The organism is Streptococcus sp. HMSC061D10 (assembly GCF_001808865.1).
Classification (GTDB): domain Bacteria; phylum Bacillota; class Bacilli; order Lactobacillales; family Streptococcaceae; genus Streptococcus.
Window position 1 is genome coordinate 32558 of record NZ_KV794997.1, and the last position, 18975, is coordinate 51532.

Consider the following 18975-nt stretch of genomic DNA (forward strand, 5'->3'; position numbering starts at 1 on the left):
CTAGTCTTCTAGTTCATCCTCCCAAATCTCTTCTTTCACAGCATCTTTATCGTATGGAAGTACGATGGTAAAAGTAGAGCCCTTGCCATATTCACTCTTGGCCCAGATAAAGCCCTTATGTTGCTTGATGATTTCCTTAGCAATAGCCAATCCTAATCCTGTTCCACCCTGAGCACGACTTCTTGCTCTGTCTACTCGATAGAAACGGTCAAAAATCTTCGGCAAATCTTGCTTTGGAATCCCTAGACCTTGGTCGGAGATAGACAAAATCATCTGATCATCTGTAGTTTTCATGCTTACAGTGATTTTTCCACCATCTGGTGAATATTTGATGGCGTTATTTAGAATATTATCAATCACCTGGGTCATCTTATCCGTATCAATCTCAATCCACACGGAGTTAATCGGATAATCTCTCACCAACTCGTATTTCTTCTCATCATCCTGATTTCTCATCTTATCAAAACGATTGAGAATAAAAGTGATAAAGGCAGTAAAGTTAATCAACTCAACATCTAAGTGACTGGACTCATTGTCAATCCGTGAGAGGTGCAAGAGGTCTGTCACCATCCGCATCATACGGTTGGTTTCATCAAGAGACACCTTGATAAAATCTGGAGCAACTGGTTCTGTTAGGGCTCCTTCATCCAAGGCTTCAAGGTAGGATTTTACACTTGTCAAAGGTGTACGCAATTCATGACTAACATTCGAAACGAAAAGCCTTCTCTCACGCTCTTCTTTCTCTTGTTCAGTCGTATCATGTAATACTGCTACTAGACCAGAGATAAAACCAGACTCTCTACGAATCAAGGCAAAACGCACGCGCAAACTAATATACTCGCCATTAAGATTCTGCGAATAAATCATCAACTCAGGACTTTGGGTAATGAGGTCTCTCAGTTCATACTCTTCTTCAATTTTGAGCAACTCTAGGATATTTTGATTAAGAGCATCATCACTTTCAATGCCTAGTTGTCTCTTGGCCATATCATTGATCATGGTGATCTGGCCACGACGATTGGTCGCAAGTACTCCGTCTGTCATATAGGCTAGGATACTATGCAACCTCTTACTCTCTTGTTCCAGATTTTCCTGAGTCAGACGGATTACTTCTGACAAATCATTAAGATTGTTTGTGATATTAGTAATCTCTGAACTTCCCTGCATATCCAAAACCTGAGAATAATCACCAGCAATCAAATCCTTGACCTTTTGATTTAGCTGTCTAAGGCGAATATTATCGCGACGACTTTCCAGTAAGAGAAAAGTCACCAGCATAATAAAGCCTATTAGGATGAGGATAAAGATAAAGTCACTCGTCAAAATTGTTTGTTTAATTACTTCAATCATTATTTCTCATGTAATATCCCACTCCACGACGAGTTAGGATGTATTCAGGTCTACTTGGTGTATCTTCAATTTTCTCACGCAAGCGTCTAATGGTTACGTCTACTGTACGGACATCCCCAAAGTAGTCATAACCCCAAACAGTTTCAAGGAGGTGCTCACGGGTGATCACTTGACCAATATGTGACGCTAGGTGATACAAGAGCTCAAACTCACGGTGAGTCAACTCTAACTCCTCTCCGTATTTCTTAGCGACATAAGCATCTGGGAGGATCTCCAAGTCACCGATTTGCAGACTTTGTAGTTTTGTTTCAGGCTCTTGGTTATCGGCAGAAGCTAGCTCCGTACGGCGAAGTAAGGCCTTAACACGTGCTTGGAGTTCACGATTTGAAAACGGCTTAGTTACATAGTCATCCGCCCCAAGTTCAAGACCGATAACCTTATCAAACTCGCTATCTTTAGCTGAAAGCATGATAATAGGGACACTGCTTGTCTTGCGAATGGTTTTAGCAACTTCAAGTCCATCAATCTCAGGAAGCATCAAATCCAAGATAATAATATCTGGTTGCTCGGCTTCAAATTGTTCAAGTGCTTCACGACCATTAAAAGCAGTTACAACTTCATAACCTTCCTTGGTCATATTGAATTTAATAATATCTGAGATGGGTTTTTCATCATCTACAATAAGTATTTTTTTCATTTAGTCACCTTTTTCCTTATCTCATTATACCAAAAAAATGTAAAGAAGACACGAAAGACCGACGCTAGTGGCTTCTTTTCAAATAGGCTTGCCAGATTTTTTGCTGGGGTTTGGCTAAAGGATAATTGATAAATTCTTCTGGACTTAACCAAAGAACTTCTCTATCAACATATTCCTGTGTCTTAATAACTTGTCCTGCAATTATCTGGATATGCCATTTACGATGGCTAAAAACATGCTTAACCTCTTCAAAACGTAGATCTTGCCAATCAACTTCAAGATCATAGTCCTGTTCAAAACTCTCCTGTGGAGATGGTCCCAGTTCTAGAATTGGCTCCGCTACTTGACTAAAAAGGTCCAGGTCCTGAGTCTGGTCTGAGAATTCATCAACTTCAATCAAGGGAAAATGCCAAAAACCAGCCAAGAGTTTTTCACTCTCATTCTTCTCTAATAGAAACTTCCCCTGACTATTTTGCACTACAAGAGCCTTTAGATAAATAGGGATTGGCTTTTTCTTAGGAGCCTTGATAGGATAGCGATCCATGGTCCCATGTTGATAAGCAGCACTGAAGTCCTTAACAGGACTCTCCTCCGGTCTTGGATTGACAGGAGCCTCAATATCTGAACCTAAATCCATTAAAGCCTGATTGAAATCACCTGGACGATCAGGATCTATCAGAACTTCCATCATTGCTTGAAATATTTTTCGATTGCTAGGATTTCCAATATCATGATTGACTTCAAATAAACGTGCCAAAACACGCATGACATTGCCATCTACTGCAGGCTGCGGAAGGTTAAAGGCAATACTAGAAATTGCACCAGCTGTATAAGGACCAATCCCTTTTAAGCTTGAAATACCTTCATAAGTTGACGGAAACTTGCCTTCAAATTCACTCATAATCTGTTGAGCGGCTGTTTGCATATTGCGGACACGAGAATAATAGCCAAGCCCTTCCCAGGCTTTTAGTAAGCGTTCCTCAGGAGCATTTGCTAAGCTTTCTACGGTCGGAAACCAGTCCAAAAAACGTTCATAATAGGGAATGACGGTATCAACTCGAGTCTGCTGCAACATAATTTCAGATACCCAGATATGATAAGGATTCTTGCTTCGTCTCCAGGGTAAATCACGCTTGTTTTCGTCATACCAGGCTAATAATTTTTGACGGAAAGAGAAAATCTTGTCCTCTTCCCACATGGTCACACCATATTTCTCCAAATCTAACATATTTCTAGTATAGCATAACCTTTTAGGATACTCAAAAAATCAAGATAGGGCTTGTTAAAACACTCTCTTAAACTCTGTTAGAATAATAGCAATTTAGCCTTTCCAGACCAGCTGATTCTATCATTTTCCTTGCTTTTTTGATATAATAAATTCAGAATGATTCTTCAAAGGAGGCATCTATGCGTTTTAATCAATTCAGTTACTATCCTGTAACTCAGCAACAAGCTTTACAGGAATTATCCAGTCTTGGATTCAAGATCGACCCTGCGCTTTCAACTAAAGAACAGTTTGAAGTCTTTGTCAGAACTTGTTTTTTTAATTATAAAAATACCGACTATCCCCTCTCAACTTTGGCGGTTGATAAGGAAACTGACCTACTCACTTTCTTCAATTCTGATCGTGAATTAACTGCAGAAATCTTTTATACCGTAGTTTTTCAGTTGCTTGGTTTCAACTACTTAATAGACTTTGAAGATGGTCTAGCTTTTCATAAAGAAACGGCATTCCCTATTGTATACGGAGATTTAATTGACAATCTCTATCAACTCCTTAACACGCGCACTAAAAAGGGAAATACCTTGATTGATCAGCTAGTTAGTGATGGCTTAATCCCTGAGAACAATGATTACCACTACTTCAATGGAAAGAGTTTGGCTACTTTCTCAACTAACAATGTTATTCGTGAAGTTGTTTATGTAGAAAGTCGTATTGATTCTGATAATGATGGTCTACCTGATTTAGTCAAGGTTAGCATCATCCGTCCGACTTACAATGGCAAAATTCCAGCAGTTATGACGGCAAGTCCTTACCATCAAGGAACCAATGATAAAGCAAGCGATAAAGCTCTTTACAAAATGGAAGCTGAGCTAGAAGTCAAGCAACCACATGCAATTTCTCTAGCAAATCCAACATTAGACTTGGTTGAGCCAGTTGGCCAAGCAGACCTCGTTTCAGAAGCTGAAGAAAAACTGACTCATATCAATAGCAGCTACACACTTAACGACTACTTCCTTCCAAGAGGATTTGCAAATATCTACGTATCTGGTCTTGGTACAAAGGATTCTCAAGGTCAGATGACTAATGGTGACTATCGACAAGTTGAAGCCTATAAAAATGTCATTGATTGGCTCAATGGCCGTTGTCGCGCCTTTACAGACCATAGTCGTAAACGTCAAGTCAAGGCTGACTGGTCCAATGGTAAAGTCGCCACTACTGGTCTTTCTTATCTAGGAACAATGTCAAATGGTCTTGCTACTACAGGAGTTGATGGTTTAGAGGTCATCATTGCTGAAGCCGGTATTTCTTCTTGGTACAACTATTACCGAGAAAATGGTCTGGTAACAAGCCCTGGTGGCTATCCAGGGGAGGACTTCGATTCATTAGATGAATTAACTTATTCTCGTAATCTCTTAGCTGGTGACTATATTCGTGGAAACGAGGCTCATAAAGATTCTATAGAAGAACTGAAGAAAAATCTAGACCGTAAAACTGGGGATTATAACCAATTTTGGCATGATAGAAACTACCTTCTTAATGCTGAAAAAGTTAAGGCTGAAGTTGTCTTTACCCACGGTTCACAAGACTGGAATGTAAAACCACTTCATGTCTATCAAATATTTAATGCTCTTCCAAGCAATATTAAGAAACATCTCTTTTACCATAACGGCGCCCATGTTTATATGAACAATTGGCAGTCTATTGATTTCCGTGAATCCATGAATGTTCTTTTGACGCAGAAATTATTGGACCAAGAAACTGACTACCAACTTCCACGAGTCGTTTGGCAAGACAATACTGCTCCTCAAACTTGGCTGTCACTTGAAGATTTTGGAAATCAAACTGACCATAAAACTTTCTCTTTAGGTACTGAAGAAGCTGTCATTGAAAATCATTACCAAGATTCTGACTTCGAACGATTTGGAAAGACTTACCAAACCTTTAACAATGAACTTTATCAAGGTAAGGTGAATCAGATTACCATTGATCTTCCAGTGACTGAAGATCTTCATATCAATGGTCGTGTTAAACTAAACCTTCGTCTCAAGTCAAGTACCAATAAAGGTCTTCTCTCTGCTCAACTTCTCGAACTTGGTCAAAAGAAATACCTACAACCATATCCAGGAGTTTTGGCTGCTCGTACGATTGATAATGGTCGTTACCACATGCTGGAAAATCTTTGCGAGCTACCATTTAGTCCAAATGCTCAGCGCGTCATAACCAAAGGCTATCTCAACCTTCAGAACCGTCATGATTTGCTGAAAATCGAAGAGATCAATCCAGATGAATGGATGGAGTTCCAATTTGAACTCCAACCAACTATTTACAAACTAAAAGAAGGCGATACAGTACGTCTCGTTCTTTACACAACAGACTTTGAGATTACTGTACGTGACAATACAGACTATCACTTGACTGTCGACCTTGCACAGTCCAATCTTGAGATACCTTTTCAAAGGGAGGTAACTGTAGATGAACAAAGCCGAGCAAAGACACCAGCTCATCCGAGCCCTAATCACTAAACAAAAAATTCATACCCAAACTGAATTACAAGAACTACTGATTGAAAACGGAGTACAGGTCACACAAGCAACACTTTCAAGAGACATCAATCTGATGAATCTTTCTAAGATTCGTGAAGGTGAACACTCCTATTATTCAATCAACACTGGCTCTACATCCAAGTGGGAAAAACGGCTAGAAGTGTATATGGAGGAAGCCCTCTACATGATGCAACCTGTCCAACACCAGGTTGTCATCAAAACCTATCCAGGATTAGCACAGTCCTTCGGATCCATCTTGGATGCCCTAAACTTCCCTGAAATTGTAGCTACTATCTGTGGAAATGATGTCTGTTTGGTTATCTGCGAGGATAAGGAACAAGCTCAATCTTGCTTTGAGCGCCTCAAACAGTTTGCACCACCTCTATTTTTTGATCGCTAACAAAATCCCGTGATGATAATCATCACGGGTTTATTTTATGATTTGTTATTTTCAGCTTGCTTTTTAGTTCTTGCTAGTCTCAAAGCACGATTTGGATTGAGGCGATTAAACAGTTCTTCTAACTTCTTCTCATTCCAGACATCTGCTGCAGAAACAAAATTTCCATCAGCATCTCGGAAAGATATCGGTTTATCTCCCATCGCTATCTCCTAGTCTACAAATTCAAACTCAAACTTACCGATACGAACTAAATCTCCATCCTTGGCACCACGAGCACGAAGAGCTTCATCAACTCCCATACCACGCAACTGACGAGCAAATTTCATAACAGACTCATCGCGGTCAAAGTTAGTCATGTTAAAGAGTTTGATGAGTTTTTCACCTGAAAGTACCCAAGTTGCATCATCATCACGACTAATTTCAAATGGTTTTTCTTCTTCATCAAAGCCATAATAAACTTCTTCTTCCATTTCTGACTCATCATAAAGAAGGAATTCTGGGGTCTTATCAAGAAGTTCAGCCGTCGCGTCCAATAAAGGTGCCAAACCTTGTTTAGTCAAACCTGATATTGGAAAGATTGCTGGTAATTCCTCGAACTCATCAAAGTTAGCCGCCAATTTTTTCTTGAATTCTTCAAGGTTTTCTTTACTTTCTGGCATATCCATCTTATTAGCAACAATAATTTGTGGACGCTCCATCAGACGAAGGTTATAAGATTCCAACTCTTTGTTAATAGCTAGATAATCTTCGTAAGGATCACGTCCTTCACTAGCTGACATATCGATGATGTGAAGGATAACGCGAGTACGCTCAATATGGCGAAGGAACTGAGTTCCCAAGCCCACACCTTGACTTGCTCCTTCAATCAAACCAGGGAGGTCTGCCACTGCAAAGGACTCACCTGATTGGGTACGGACCATACCAAGATTTGGAACGATTGTTGTAAAGTGGTAGGCACCAATTTTAGGTTTTGCAGAGGTAATTACGCTGAGCAGAGTTGATTTCCCAACTGAAGGGAATCCAACCAAACCAACATCCGCAAGGATTTTCAGTTCTAACTGTAACTCACGTTCCTGACCAGGTTCTCCATTCTCAGAGATCTCTGGAGCAGGATTTTTGGGTGTCGCAAAACGGATATTCCCACGACCACCTCGACCACCGTGAGCAACGATAAACTCTTGGCCGTGCTCAATCAAGTCAGTGATAACTTTTCCAGTTTCTGCATCACGCACAGTTGTACCTTGAGGTACTCGAACAATCAAGTCTTCCGCACCACGTCCGTGCATTCCTTTGGTCATCCCTTTTTCACCCGATTGGGCTTTGAAATGACGATTGTAACGGAAGTCCATCAAGGTACGTAAACCTTCATCTACAACAAAGACAACGTTACCACCACGACCTCCATCACCTCCCCATGGACCGCCATTAGGGACGTATTTTTCACGGCGAAAGGCAACCATCCCATCGCCACCATTTCCAGCCTTGACCTTGATCTTGGCTGTATCTAAAAACATACTCATATTCTTTTCTCACTCTAAAAAGGGCTGGGAAATCCCAGTCACCAACTATTACTACTTGCTAGAAAATCTAGCATTTTAAAATCTGCTAAATACACCGATAGCTGTAGCAAAGATACCTGCTAAGGTTACAAATAACATGATTAATACGACAAACATCGTTAGTTTTTCAAAGAAAGTTTTTTTACGTTTCCCATTATCACCAAATGCCATTTTTTCTCCTTTACTATAATACTCTAATCTTAATATTCATCAGATACAGGAGCGATTGCCCACAAAATTAAGTAAGCAATAAGTCCAGCACCATAACAGAAAGCTAGAACTCCCCAAATCACACGTACAATTGTAGGGTCAATATCAAAATAATTAGCTAAACCAGCGCATACACCACCGATTTTTTGATCTCTACCACTTCTCATAAATTTCTTTTTCATATTTTTATTTCCTTTCTTTGATTAGATTAATCGTTTAAATATTTTCTTAAATGACTCAACTGTTTTCTAGAAGCTTTCAACATACGTCTTGAACCCTTGACCGGCATAAACACTGCTTGTTGTGGTATATAAAATACTGTCTTTAGAATACGTTTCGTAACTGGCTCATCAGCAGTCAATTCTTTTTCAAAATTATTTGAAATAATAACATCTAGATAGAATTCATGCACTCTCTTAGCAAAATTCTCAGCTGAAATTTCATACAATTTTTCAGCCAAAAGTTTCTCATCCATCTTTGGAGTTGCAATTAAAGCTTCTAAAATAGCTCCTGCTAAATCTCTCTCCTCATAATAAAGAGTTCCAAACATTTTATGATTGATGAGGTTATCAAGGTAGGGATTACCATGAGCTATTACCGGAGTCTTACTTGCAAGACTTTCAAGATAAGTCAAGCCTTGCGTCTCACTAGTTGAAGCTGAGATAAAGAAGTCAGCTGCCTTATAATAGAGCGCAGTCTCACTTGGGGCAATCATCCCTGTAAAGATAACAGAATCTTGAATCTGTATATCTTCTGCTTGCTCCTTGAGATTTTCCAGATAAGGACCATCACCAGCTACAACTAGTTTAACTTTGGGTTCTTCTTTAAGAACATCTGGAAGGGCTGCAAGAACAGCTTGAATGTTCTTCTCGTAAGAAACACGTGAAAGGCTAAGAAGCATCTTTTCATCTTTCTTAATGCCTAATTTATCACGTAAGTCTGCGATATGTTCTGGTCCAATCTCAGGTCGTTCAAACTTGGCTAGCTCAATCCCTGTAGGAATAACTCGTTTTTCTACTTTGACCTTATAATCTGATAGAAGGTCTCGCACAATTTCACTTGGACAAATCACTCCATCAACATCATGAAGGAAGCCTCTCACAAGGTACTTAACCATACCTGGACGAATCAACAAGCCCTTAGCAATGTAGTGGACATAATCTTCGTACTGGGTATGATAGGTATGAATGACTGGAATTTTCAATTCACGCGCTATCCAAATCCCTAACAAACCAAGAGAAAACTCAGTCTGCGTATGAATAATATCCAGCTTGTATTGTTTTGCTATCTCAAGAGCTTTTGTAAATCCACGGTAAGCGAAACGACGATCCTTAAAGGCAAAGAAAGGAACACTAGGGATACGAATAATCTGCCAGTCTTCATAACGATTAACATCCTTGTCTGTTGTTGTAAAGATAAAGACGGCATGTCCTTGCTTTTCAAGTTCTGTTTTTAAGGTTCGAATACTGGTCGCAACACCCGAGACCTGCGGGAAATAAGTATCTGTAAATAATCCAATTCGCATATACTACCTCATTTTTTTCCTAAAGCTGCTTGCTCCCGATAGAATTTTAGCCAGATCTCAAGAAGATGCTCTTCTGAATATTCTCTTGAAATGGCCTTAGCCTTTTCTTTTAATTCTTTTAGTTCTTCTGGATGCTCCCGATATTCCAAGATAGCCTCTTTCATCTCTTCTACATCACTTGTTGGTCTGTAATTTCCTTCAAGAATGACCTTATAAAGATCTAGATCACGAAGCATAATGGGTGCTTCACAACTCGCAGCTTCTAGAATAGTCATTGGAAAGAGCTCGTTATAACTTGGAAGCAAGAAAAGATCAGCCAAGGCATAGAGTTCTCTCATCCGTTCTGGATCAACAATCCCTGGGAAAATTAGATTTTCAGGAGGATTATCCATAATCTTTTTATAGCGTTCATAACCATCGGTTATTCCCCCAAAAGAGAAGCCACCAGCCCAAATAAAAGTGATATCCGGTAATTCCTCAGCTAGAGTGATAAAGTCATCTATTCCTTTACGCTTCTGAACCTGACCTGCACCAACGACTACAAACTGATTCTCATCAATTCCCATATCTTTACGAAGTTGTTCAACTTGCTCTATAGGAAGTGAATGCCATTTTTCTTTATTGACAAAGTTAGGAATATAGGTCACTTTTTCACGTGGAATTCCAGCAGCCACCAAATCCTCAATGAAAGTAGGATTGACCACAACCAGATGTTCCATACGGTCATAAAAAGAAAATACATATCGTTTGACAATCCCCTTTAAGAAGAATGGAATCTTCAAACTACCTTCCAAGGTATCAGGTAAGAAGTGAACATAGCCAATCTTACGTCCAGAACGTTTTTTCTGAAAGGTCGAGAGATAATAAGGAAAATCAATCGTATGAAAATGAGTAACATCCGCTTCAATTGGAAGATTTTCTGTTACGATCAGTTGGTCTTTCGCATCTCGTTTTAAAAGCTGTACCAGTTCACGGTAAGCACCAGACACACCTTGGCCCGCCACTTTTTCACTTGAACTTAGCATATTGATGCGTAATTTCTCTTTTTCCATAGTAACCATTATACCATTTTCTTCAAATAAAATCAGCAAATAAAAAGAGAGATAGCATAAAAGCTGGGAATTTCCTGGCGTCTACACTATTTCTCTTTTTACAATTTACTTATTTGATGCCTAAAGCGATGCGAGCGTAACGGCTCATTTTCTCAACTGTCCAAGCTGGATACCAAACTAATTTGACTTCAACGTTAGTAACCTCTGGAACGTCCGTCATAGCATCATAGATTTGGTCGGTTAAAAGATCCGCCAAGGGACAACCCATGGTTGTTAAGGTCATATCAATTTCAGTCTCACCTGTATCGCCATCAAAACGAATCTCGTAAATCAAGCCTAGATTGACGATATCAATCCCCAACTCTGGGTCAATCACTTCTTCTAGTGCTGTCAAAATACGTGTTTTGATATTTTCAATCTGTTCTTCTGTGTAAGCCATCTTCACTCTCCCTTAACTTAATCTTCAATGAAATCACGAAGTGGTTTGCTTCGACTAGGCTGGCGAAGTTTTCTCAAAGCTTTGGCCTCAATCTGACGGATACGTTCACGCGTTACGTTAAAGACTTTACCAACATCCTCCAAGGTACGCATTTTCCCATCATCAAGACCAAAACGGAGACGCAAGACATTCTCTTCACGGTCAGTCAATGTGTCTAACACTTCATCCAACTGCTCACGCAAAACAATACGAGTTGTATAGTCAACTGGATTTTCAATCACTTCGTCCTCGATAAAGTCACCAAGGTGGCTGTCATCCTCTTCACCAATTGGTGTTTCAAGAGAAACCGGTTCTTGGGCAATCTTGAGGATTTCACGAACCTTGTCAGGTGTCATATCCATGCGTTCAGCGATTTGTTCAGGAGTTGGATCTTGTCCCAACTCTTGAAGAAGATTACGTTGTTCACGAACAAGCTTGTTAATGGTTTCCACCATGTGAACTGGGATACGGATGGTACGAGCTTGGTCAGCAATGGCACGAGTAATAGCCTGACGAATCCACCAAGTCGCATAAGTTGAGAATTTGAACCCTTTAGAGTAGTCAAATTTATCAACGGCCTTCATCAAGCCCATGTTTCCTTCTTGGATCAAGTCAAGGAACTGCATTCCACGTCCAACATAACGTTTAGCAATAGATACTACCAAACGAAGGTTAGCTTCTGCAAGGCGTTGTTTAGCTTCGATATCACCTGCTTCAACAGCAAGGGCCAACTCTTTTTCCTCTTCATTTGTAAGCAGAGGCACAACTCCGATTTCTTTCAAATACATACGGACAGGGTCATTGACCTTAGCAGAGGTTGAACCAATCAAATCTTCATCAGTCAACTCTGGTTCTTCCTCAGTGCTCAAAACACGCGCACTTGGATTTCCTTCGTTGTCCGTAATTGAGATACCAGCATCTTGAATGCGTTGCAAAAGATTCTCAATACCTTCCACATCTAAAGTGAAGGGAATTACGAGGGCGTTATTGATTTCATCATCAGTTGCTGTACCAGTTTTTTTATGATTGCGAATAAATTCCGCTACTTGGACGTCAAAGGTTGTTACTTCTTTTTGTTTTGTTGCCATTCTTACTCCATTCTTCTTTTTTGGGCAATTAAGCGTTCTAGCTCTTCTAATGCGGTGTCTGTATCACCGACATGGCTAGCTTCCTGAACTTTCTTTTTAATTTGCAGATTTTCCTGATTCAAAAGAGCTCTTTTTCTAGACTCTTCCACTTCGGCTAACTCGTGAGGGGACATCTCAGGTGGCAAATCTAAGGCTAGGACTTGATACCACGCACTCTCAACTTCTCTGGTCTGATGAGCCAAATCCTCAGATGAAATACTTCCATTATCAATCAAGAGTCCATACAAGGTCTGAAACTCTGGAGTTTCAAAGATAAAATCCTCTCTTAAGCGATAGTCATTAAGCACCAAGGGATGTTCCATCATTCGGTAGAGGATATGGGCTTCCGCTCTCATCACTGCTGTCAGCTGCTTGGTAACAGACATAGTGACAGGACTCGGACTATAGGTCTCCTTGACCTTCTCCTTTCTCTGTCTGACACGACTTTCATTGACAATATGTTCGACTTGCTGATAGTCAAAAGATGGCAAGTGATCCGTCAAAATGTGAATGTAGGAATTCTGAGCTGTGATAGAGGGTTCCTTGGCGATTAAGGGGGCAATTTTCTCTATAAATTCAATCTGGGCTTGTAGATTTTCACTATTTTCAGGTCTGAAATGATGAATGTAAAACTCAACAGGACTGATACGTGTATTGGTTAATAGATAAGCCAAGTCTTGAGGAGAGTTTTTCTGCAAATATTCATCTGGATCCATTGCGTCAGGAATCTGGACGACTTGGACAGGTAAATCTTTAAGCTCATCTAAGGCTTTCGCTGTGGCAGCTTGCCCAGCCTTATCTCCGTCATAAGTGACGATAACCTTTTTAGTAAAGCGTTTCAGATGCTCCACATGTTCACTCGTCAGTGCGGTACCCATAGAAGCAACTGCATTTTCAATACCAGCGCGATAAGCCGCAATGACATCCATAAATCCTTCCATCAAGTAGATTTCAGGAGCCTTGCCCGATCCTTTTTTTACCCTCTCCAAATGATATAATTCGTAACTCTTGTTAAAAATTGCCGTCGCTCGACTATTTTTATACTTTCCAGTTTGAGAATCGGCCTCCTGCCATACACGACCAGAAAAGGCAATCACCTTTCCTTGATCATTTGAGAGTGGGAACATAATGCGATTATGAAAGGTATCAAAAAATTGATTACTCTCAGATAGGTAAAACAAACCTGAATCCAGCAAGTCATTTTCGCTATAATCATCAGCTAAACGTTGATAGAGATAAGAGCGTTCTGCTGGAGCCAAACCAATCATAAAATGCTTGAGAACATCATCTGTTAAGCCACGTTTATAGAGGTAGTTCCTAGCCTCCTCACCCATCTTAGTTGTCATGAGGATGGCATGATAAAACCGAGCAGCCTTGTCATGCATATCGTAGAGATTTTGATGGGGCGACCTAGGCTGTATAGAACTATGAACAGGCGCTGCCATCTGAATCCCAAGTCTCTCAGCTAATATCCTCACCGCATCCGCAAAGGTTACTTGTTGATACTCCTCGATGAACTTAAAGACGTCTCCAGAACGACCACAGCCAAAACAGTGGTAAAATTGCTTATCTTCAACCACGTTAAAGGAAGGGGTCTTTTCACCATGAAAAGGACAGAGCCCTAAAAAGTTCCGTCCAGATTTTTGTAAAGAAATCACTTCTCCTATGATTTCGACAATATTGGTATTGTTTTTGATCTCTTCGATGAGTCTCTTGTCAACCATAGACAATACCTCCATTTTATCACAGTTTACTCTAACTAGTATAGCTTATTTCTGAAAAAAAGTAAACCATTTCATACACTTTACATGAGACTATTTCATAAATTTCCAGCTGTCATGAAAAAGTGAATCTTTTGAGCAAATCATTCTAATATTTGAAAGAAAAATAGAAGAAATAAAATCCTATTTCACTTGATCTTCGAGGTTATTTTTCAATATTCTGCTAATATACTGACTATCTTTTCTACTGATGCAAGCCGTTGCAAAAGTCATTGGTGCTATATAAACTTCTCCTCTATATGATGGATCGGTCAAGACAGGCATAGAATAGTAGGCGTTCTTTTTATTTTTAAGATCAATATACCATTTACCTCCTAGGTGTTTGCGAAAGGTTTCGCCGATATAAACGGTCAAATAATCCAACATCTTGCGGTCTGCTATCAAAGCATGGTGGTCTTCGTAGTGAGCTAAGATCCAAGCCTCCAAATCATCTAAAGACTGCATGCTATAGTCTAAATGAAGGCCTTGTTCCTCAGCAAACTCCCTAGTAAAATAGTCCATCTTAAATCCAATCTGAAAAATCCATTCCTGAAAATCTTCTTGTGTGTATGCCATTGTTCTACCTCCTGTACCATTTAAAATTTAATTCTTATATGGATTATACTATAAAAAGCATCAAGTGAAAAGATGAAGAAAATATATATTTTTCTAATAACTTTTTTATAACAAAAAGACTTAGAAATAGGATTCCTACTTCTAAGTTTTTAATGATTGATGTTTTAAAAATTATCTACTCAAACAACTGATAGTAATCTGAAATTTTCATCTTGGCTTTTTCATCCTTATTCAAATCTTGGATGATTCGTCCTTCTTTCATGACAATGAGGCGATTTCCATACTTGAGAGCATCCTCCATATGATGGGTAATCATAAGCGCAGTCAGCTTGTCCTTGCTGACAAAGTCATCTGTCAATTCCATCAAGGCCACACTTGTTTTAGGGTCAAGAGCAGCTGTATGTTCATCCAACAAAAGGAGTTCTGGACGCTTCAATGTCGCCATCAAGAGGCTCAAGGCCTGCCTTTGTCCACCTGACAAAAATTCAATCGGTGTATCTAAGTGCTTCTCTAGACCATTGCCAACCTTCTCAATAGTTGCTTGAAATTCTTCCTTGTAAGCTGAGAGTCTTCTTGGAAAGAGACCACGTTTCTCTCCACGGAATTTTGCAATCAAGAGGTTTTCTGCAACGGTCATACGAGGGGCAGTTCCCATCTTGGGATCTTGGAAGACACGAGAGAGGTACTTACCACGCTTTTCAGGGCTGAAATGAGTCACATCCTCCCCCATGATGCGAATACTCCCGCTAGTCAAGGGCAGAGTTCCTGCAATGCTATTAAAGAGGGTTGACTTGCCTGCACCATTTCCACCCAAAATTGTGATGAAGTCATGTTCATAGATATCAAGTGAAACATCGTTTAAAATAATCTTTTCCTCATCAAAGCCATTTGTCACAATTTTTGTGGCATTTCTTAATTCTACAATTGCTGTCATTTGCTTAACTTGACTCCTTTCAAATATTTATCCTTAAGAGTTGGAATGACTAGACATGTTGCTAGGATAAGAGCACTGTACAAACGGAGGTAGCTAGTATTAAAGCCGAGAGCAATAACGCCCCATACCAAGAATTGATAACTGATGGAACCAACAACAATGGTAACCAAACGTTCTGCTAGGGTAAGACTCTTGAACAGAACTTCACCGATAATCAAACTTGCAAGACCAACTACGATAACCCCGATACCACGAGAAACATCTGCATATCCTTCTTGTTGAGCGATAAGAGCTCCTGCAAGAGCGATAACACCGTTTGATAAAACCAAGCCCATAAGCTCCATACGGCCTGTATTGATACCAAAACTACGAGCCATATCTGGATTATCCCCTGTAGCGATATAGGCCTGTCCAAGTTTCGTATCTAGGAAGAAAAGCATGAGAAGGATAACTAAAGTCACAAAAATCAAACCTGTAAATAATTGATTAACCTCAGATGAGAAAGGAAGAACGTCCTGGATTTGCTTGGTGTTTAAAAGTCCAAGGTTAGCCCGTCCCATAATCATGAGCATGATAGAATGACAGGAAGTCATGACTAAAATTCCTGATAGAAGAGTTGGAATTTTACCTTTAGTATAGAGTAGACCAGTCGCTAAACCTGCAAGACAACCTGCTCCAACAGCTACTAAGGTAGCAAGAAAAGGATTAACGCCTTGAGTAATCAGTGTTACTGCAACTGCTCCTCCCAATGGGAAGGAACCTTCAGTTGTCATATCTGGAAAGTTCAGAATTCGAAAGGTCATAAAGATTCCCAAACCCAGGATAGCCCAGACCAATCCCTGTGAAATAATAGATATTAGCATGTTTGTTTCGTTTCCTTTATTTTAAAAATTGGAGGAGATGTCTCCAACTCCTCCTACATTCTTATTCAATTACTTGACCAGCTTCTTTGAGAACTGATTCAGGAATTGTGATTCCAAGTTCTTGAGCGACTTTTTTGTTGATAACTGATTTACCAGTTGAGAAGACATTAACTGGTGTATCTGCAGGTTTTTCACCCTTCAAGACTTTGGCAATCATTTTACCAGTAGCAACACCAAGATCGTGTTGGTCAACAACCACTGATGCCAAACCACCTGCTTCTACCATGGCAGTTGCACTTGGGTAGATTGGTTTTTTAGCTGTTTGGTTGCTTGATACTACAGTTGAGAATGCAGATGCGATTGTGTTGTCGATTGGAACCCAGATTGCATCTACTTTACCAGTCATAACATTAACTGTTGAAGCAATTTCGTTCGTTGAAGGAACTGCAAATGTTTCTACTTTCAAACCAGCTTTTTCAGCATAAGTTTTGAATTCTTCAACTTGTGATTTTGAGTTATCTTCACTACTTGAGTAGAGAGCTCCGATTGTTTTAACATCCGGAGTTAAGGCTTTAATTAATTCAACCTGTTGTTGAGCAGGGTTGTGGTCAGACACCCCAGTGATGTTCCCACCTGGTTTCTCCAAGTTTTGTACAAGGTTAGCTCCAACTGGGTCTGTAATAGCTGCCATGATAACAGGAAGGTCTTTTGTTGCACTTGCAAGACCTTGAGCTGCTGGTGTTGCAATACCGACAACGACATCATTTCCATTTGCCACCAATTGTTTACTCATTGTCGCAACCTTACTTTGGTCACCTTCTGAGTTCATAAAGTCGATTTTAATTTGGTCACCTTTATAGCCTTCTTCAGCAAGTCCATCTTGGATACCTTGGTAAATCAAATCGAGTGATGGGTGGCTGACAAACTGTAGAACACCAACCTTAGCAGTTTTATTTGCTGTCTCAGTTTTAGTTTCTTGCTTCGTTAAGCTAGAATATACCAAGCTTCCACCAACTACAAGTGCTAATGCTACGATAATACCGAGTAGACGTTTGTTTTTCATAATTTTCTCCTTATTTCTTCTTAACTTATTATTTTTTTATTCAATCACTTATTCAAGCGACGCCATCGTTTGATTTCCATCATTTTTTCCTCCCCATAGAAAAAGTCCTCACACAAAAAACTTGTGTGAGGACGTCGATGCGCGGTGCCACCTCAATTATAGGAACTAGTCCTATCGCTCTTACTCGCAAAAACGAGTTGCACTGTAAGGTGTGCTCACCGAATTCTTATGATTTCAAATTCTTAATAACATCCAGCCCAATTTTCATCACTTCCATCTATCTGTTTTCACCAACCACAGACTCTCTAAAAAATTTCAATGATTACTTTCTGAATGGTTAAATTATATCATTTTACTAAAACTTGTCAAGGGTTTTCATAAAATATTTTTAAAAAAGTGTAAAATTAGAGAGAGAGTAAGTTAATCATATGCCTATGGGGATTGGCTTAACAATGTAACATTACAAAAATCTATATAATTTTGCAAATTATTTCAACCAAATATGAAACATATCTTCATCAACAATTTTTTCAAGAATGATAGTATTTTCATTTATATCATATGCAATTAATTTATTACCAGCTAAAACTAATAAAATATTATCATCGAGAAGCTTAATATCTTTTATGTAGTCTGTTTCAGCTGAAAATCCAAATCGAGATAGATTGACAAAGCTTGATTTATGACTAGTTACATCAAATAGACTGAAAGCAATTTTTCCTGAATCATTACTCTCATGCTCAATTGCTAACAAATTTTCTCCTAATTCAATAATGTTAACTGGACCAATTTCATCTAAATCAAAAAATTCCTTAAGTCCTGATTCCATATCATAGTGAAAAACTTTCCCCCAAAGTACTTTTTCCTTGGTCGAGTTAATTCGATATCCACCGGAAACTGAATAGAGTTGTTTACCCTTCACAATGCTATCGTCAAAAAAATAAGTCAAGTTAGGATCATCATAGAGAATTTCTTTATTTTCAAACTGTAATTTTTTGTTTTTTAGTGAAAAATGATGTAAGTAGGTTGGGTAATTATCATTACTGTTAACATCTACTCCCAAAAAGTAGATATTATCACCATCGTTTGAAAAATCTGTAGCAAAAACAGAATTTTTGAAAATATATTTATCTACTTCCTTTAAATTTGTATCAAAAACTGCAATAAAACTATCATATGTATTTGCTTCAGAAGTAAAATAGTAATCTGGATTTACGCCAGCTGTTGAAAAAGCATAATCGGTGGTCTTATTATAGTGAATTTTTCCAGTTTCAAAATCAACTGATATTATTCTACCGACTACACCTAAGGGTGGACCTTCTTCAGAAAATAGCAAATAACGATTGGAAATTTCTGCACGCTTAACAACTTGATTAATCTGGCCCTTTACTATCTCTATTTTTTCATCAGAAACTTTCTCAAATGAATTATCTTTAAAATTATACCCCTCCACACTGTGGTATCCCAATAAATAAAAATCAACATTTGACTGTATAGAAAATTGTTTTGATGACGAAGCAGAATATCTTTGGATGAAAAATAACACTCCCAATAAAATAATAATGGCTACAACAATAACATGACCAACTTTTTGTTTCCTATTCATACTCATT

The 18975-nt window shown here is 39.1% G+C and carries 19 protein-coding genes; 2 read left to right on the forward strand and 17 right to left on the reverse strand.

Features of this window, described 5'->3' with window-relative positions; all coding sequences use genetic code 11:
* The 3 genes from vicK to mutY all read right to left on the reverse strand — a co-directional run bounded on the left by vicK (position 1) and on the right by mutY (position 3275).
* A complete protein-coding gene (gene vicK, locus HMPREF2728_RS01615) occupies positions 1-1350 on the reverse strand; it encodes a cell wall metabolism sensor histidine kinase VicK (protein ID WP_075226879.1) in 1350 nt (449 codons plus the stop codon).
* Positions 1343-2047, reverse strand: a complete 705-nt coding sequence (gene yycF, locus HMPREF2728_RS01620) for a response regulator YycF (protein WP_075226880.1) — start codon at positions 2045-2047, stop codon at positions 1343-1345. Before yycF ends, vicK begins: the two co-directional genes overlap by 8 nt.
* A 64-nt stretch (positions 2048-2111) precedes the next feature.
* The gene (gene mutY / locus HMPREF2728_RS01625) at positions 2112-3275 is read right to left on the reverse strand and encodes an A/G-specific adenine glycosylase (protein ID WP_075226881.1); all 1164 of its coding nucleotides are present in this window, start codon (positions 3273-3275) and stop codon (positions 2112-2114) included.
* Between the two features lie 179 nt (positions 3276-3454).
* On the opposite strand from mutY, the gene HMPREF2728_RS01630 reads away from it, so the two are divergent.
* A complete protein-coding gene (locus HMPREF2728_RS01630) occupies positions 3455-5794 on the forward strand; it encodes a Xaa-Pro dipeptidyl-peptidase (RefSeq protein WP_075226882.1) in 2340 nt (779 codons plus the stop codon).
* Entirely contained in the window at positions 5745-6215 is a 471-nt protein-coding gene (locus HMPREF2728_RS01635) for an arginine repressor (RefSeq protein ID WP_001030117.1), read from the forward strand. Before HMPREF2728_RS01630 ends, HMPREF2728_RS01635 begins: the two co-directional genes overlap by 50 nt.
* A gap of 35 nt (positions 6216-6250) precedes the next feature.
* Here the strand turns inward: HMPREF2728_RS01635 and HMPREF2728_RS10500 are convergent, their stop codons facing one another.
* The 14 genes from HMPREF2728_RS10500 to HMPREF2728_RS10200 form a co-directional block, all read right to left on the reverse strand.
* On the reverse strand, positions 6251-6415 hold the full coding sequence (locus HMPREF2728_RS10500) for a hypothetical protein (protein ID WP_049502767.1): 165 nt from the start codon (positions 6413-6415) through the stop codon (positions 6251-6253).
* A gap of 9 nt (positions 6416-6424) precedes the next feature.
* The gene (gene obgE / locus HMPREF2728_RS01640; RefSeq protein WP_049530437.1) at positions 6425-7735 is read right to left on the reverse strand and encodes a GTPase ObgE; all 1311 of its coding nucleotides are present in this window, start codon (positions 7733-7735) and stop codon (positions 6425-6427) included.
* Positions 7736-7810: 75 nt separating this feature from the next.
* On the reverse strand, positions 7811-7945 hold the full coding sequence (locus HMPREF2728_RS01645) for a DUF4044 domain-containing protein (protein ID WP_000863850.1): 135 nt from the start codon (positions 7943-7945) through the stop codon (positions 7811-7813).
* 29 nt (positions 7946-7974) lie between these two features.
* On the reverse strand, positions 7975-8166 hold the full coding sequence (locus HMPREF2728_RS01650; RefSeq protein ID WP_052689745.1) for a PspC domain-containing protein: 192 nt from the start codon (positions 8164-8166) through the stop codon (positions 7975-7977).
* Positions 8167-8192: 26 nt separating this feature from the next.
* Positions 8193-9509: a glycosyltransferase family 4 protein gene (locus tag HMPREF2728_RS01655; protein WP_075226884.1), complete on the reverse strand. Its 1317-nt coding sequence runs from the start codon at positions 9507-9509 to the stop codon at positions 8193-8195.
* Positions 9510-9517: 8 nt separating this feature from the next.
* On the reverse strand, positions 9518-10570 hold the full coding sequence (locus tag HMPREF2728_RS01660) for a glycosyltransferase family 4 protein (RefSeq protein WP_075226885.1): 1053 nt from the start codon (positions 10568-10570) through the stop codon (positions 9518-9520).
* 100 nt (positions 10571-10670) lie between these two features.
* Positions 10671-11000 (reverse strand): metal-sulfur cluster assembly factor, encoded by a 330-nt coding sequence (locus HMPREF2728_RS01665; RefSeq protein ID WP_000331926.1) that lies wholly within the window; start codon positions 10998-11000, stop codon positions 10671-10673.
* Positions 11001-11017: 17 nt separating this feature from the next.
* On the reverse strand, positions 11018-12127 hold the full coding sequence (gene rpoD, locus HMPREF2728_RS01670) for an RNA polymerase sigma factor RpoD (RefSeq protein ID WP_000201894.1): 1110 nt from the start codon (positions 12125-12127) through the stop codon (positions 11018-11020).
* 2 nt (positions 12128-12129) lie between these two features.
* Positions 12130-13890, reverse strand: a complete 1761-nt coding sequence (dnaG, locus tag HMPREF2728_RS01675; protein WP_075226886.1) for a DNA primase — start codon at positions 13888-13890, stop codon at positions 12130-12132.
* Positions 13891-14070: 180 nt separating this feature from the next.
* Complete coding sequence (locus tag HMPREF2728_RS01680; protein ID WP_060955640.1) at positions 14071-14502, reverse strand: hypothetical protein; 432 nt, start codon at positions 14500-14502, stop codon at positions 14071-14073.
* 175 nt (positions 14503-14677) lie between these two features.
* On the reverse strand, positions 14678-15436 hold the full coding sequence (locus HMPREF2728_RS01685) for an ABC transporter ATP-binding protein (RefSeq protein WP_075226887.1): 759 nt from the start codon (positions 15434-15436) through the stop codon (positions 14678-14680).
* Positions 15433-16299 (reverse strand): ABC transporter permease, encoded by an 867-nt coding sequence (locus HMPREF2728_RS01690; RefSeq protein ID WP_075226888.1) that lies wholly within the window; start codon positions 16297-16299, stop codon positions 15433-15435. Before HMPREF2728_RS01690 ends, HMPREF2728_RS01685 begins: the two co-directional genes overlap by 4 nt.
* A gap of 61 nt (positions 16300-16360) precedes the next feature.
* Positions 16361-17362 (reverse strand): tryptophan ABC transporter substrate-binding protein, encoded by a 1002-nt coding sequence (gene trpX / locus HMPREF2728_RS01695; protein ID WP_075226889.1) that lies wholly within the window; start codon positions 17360-17362, stop codon positions 16361-16363.
* A gap of 487 nt (positions 17363-17849) precedes the next feature.
* Positions 17850-18968 carry a hypothetical protein gene (locus HMPREF2728_RS10200; RefSeq protein ID WP_083279592.1) on the reverse strand — a complete coding sequence of 373 codons (1119 nt, stop codon included), beginning with the start codon at positions 18966-18968 and terminating at the stop codon, positions 17850-17852.
* Positions 18969-18975: the final 7 nt, after the last annotated feature.

What these genes read in the sequence shown, in the direction of transcription:
- HMPREF2728_RS01645 (WP_000863850.1), bottom strand. Translation starts at nt 7,945, where the DNA reads ATGGCATTTGGTGATAATGGGAAACGTAAAAAAACTTTCTTTGAAAAA.
- rpoD (WP_000201894.1), bottom strand. Translation starts at nt 12,127, where the DNA reads ATGGCAACAAAACAAAAAGAAGTAACAACCTTTGACGTCCAAGTAGCG.
- HMPREF2728_RS01685 (WP_075226887.1), bottom strand. Translation starts at nt 15,436, where the DNA reads ATGACAGCAATTGTAGAATTAAGAAATGCCACAAAAATTGTGACAAAT.
- HMPREF2728_RS10500 (WP_049502767.1), bottom strand. Translation starts at nt 6,415, where the DNA reads ATGGGAGATAAACCGATATCTTTCCGAGATGCTGATGGAAATTTTGTT.
- HMPREF2728_RS01655 (WP_075226884.1), bottom strand. Translation starts at nt 9,509, where the DNA reads ATGCGAATTGGATTATTTACAGATACTTATTTCCCGCAGGTCTCGGGT.
- HMPREF2728_RS01665 (WP_000331926.1), bottom strand. Translation starts at nt 11,000, where the DNA reads ATGGCTTACACAGAAGAACAGATTGAAAATATCAAAACACGTATTTTG.
- yycF (WP_075226880.1), bottom strand. Translation starts at nt 2,047, where the DNA reads ATGAAAAAAATACTTATTGTAGATGATGAAAAACCCATCTCAGATATT.
- dnaG (WP_075226886.1), bottom strand. Translation starts at nt 13,890, where the DNA reads ATGGTTGACAAGAGACTCATCGAAGAGATCAAAAACAATACCAATATT.
- HMPREF2728_RS01690 (WP_075226888.1), bottom strand. Translation starts at nt 16,299, where the DNA reads ATGCTAATATCTATTATTTCACAGGGATTGGTCTGGGCTATCCTGGGT.
- HMPREF2728_RS01650 (WP_052689745.1), bottom strand. Translation starts at nt 8,166, where the DNA reads ATGAAAAAGAAATTTATGAGAAGTGGTAGAGATCAAAAAATCGGTGGT.
- trpX (WP_075226889.1), bottom strand. Translation starts at nt 17,362, where the DNA reads ATGAAAAACAAACGTCTACTCGGTATTATCGTAGCATTAGCACTTGTA.
- HMPREF2728_RS10200 (WP_083279592.1), bottom strand. Translation starts at nt 18,968, where the DNA reads ATGAATAGGAAACAAAAAGTTGGTCATGTTATTGTTGTAGCCATTATT.
- obgE (WP_049530437.1), bottom strand. Translation starts at nt 7,735, where the DNA reads ATGAGTATGTTTTTAGATACAGCCAAGATCAAGGTCAAGGCTGGAAAT.
- HMPREF2728_RS01635 (WP_001030117.1), top strand. Translation starts at nt 5,745, where the DNA reads ATGAACAAAGCCGAGCAAAGACACCAGCTCATCCGAGCCCTAATCACT.
- vicK (WP_075226879.1), bottom strand. Translation starts at nt 1,350, where the DNA reads ATGATTGAAGTAATTAAACAAACAATTTTGACGAGTGACTTTATCTTT.
- mutY (WP_075226881.1), bottom strand. Translation starts at nt 3,275, where the DNA reads ATGTTAGATTTGGAGAAATATGGTGTGACCATGTGGGAAGAGGACAAG.
- HMPREF2728_RS01630 (WP_075226882.1), top strand. Translation starts at nt 3,455, where the DNA reads ATGCGTTTTAATCAATTCAGTTACTATCCTGTAACTCAGCAACAAGCT.
- HMPREF2728_RS01660 (WP_075226885.1), bottom strand. Translation starts at nt 10,570, where the DNA reads ATGGTTACTATGGAAAAAGAGAAATTACGCATCAATATGCTAAGTTCA.
- HMPREF2728_RS01680 (WP_060955640.1), bottom strand. Translation starts at nt 14,502, where the DNA reads ATGGCATACACACAAGAAGATTTTCAGGAATGGATTTTTCAGATTGGA.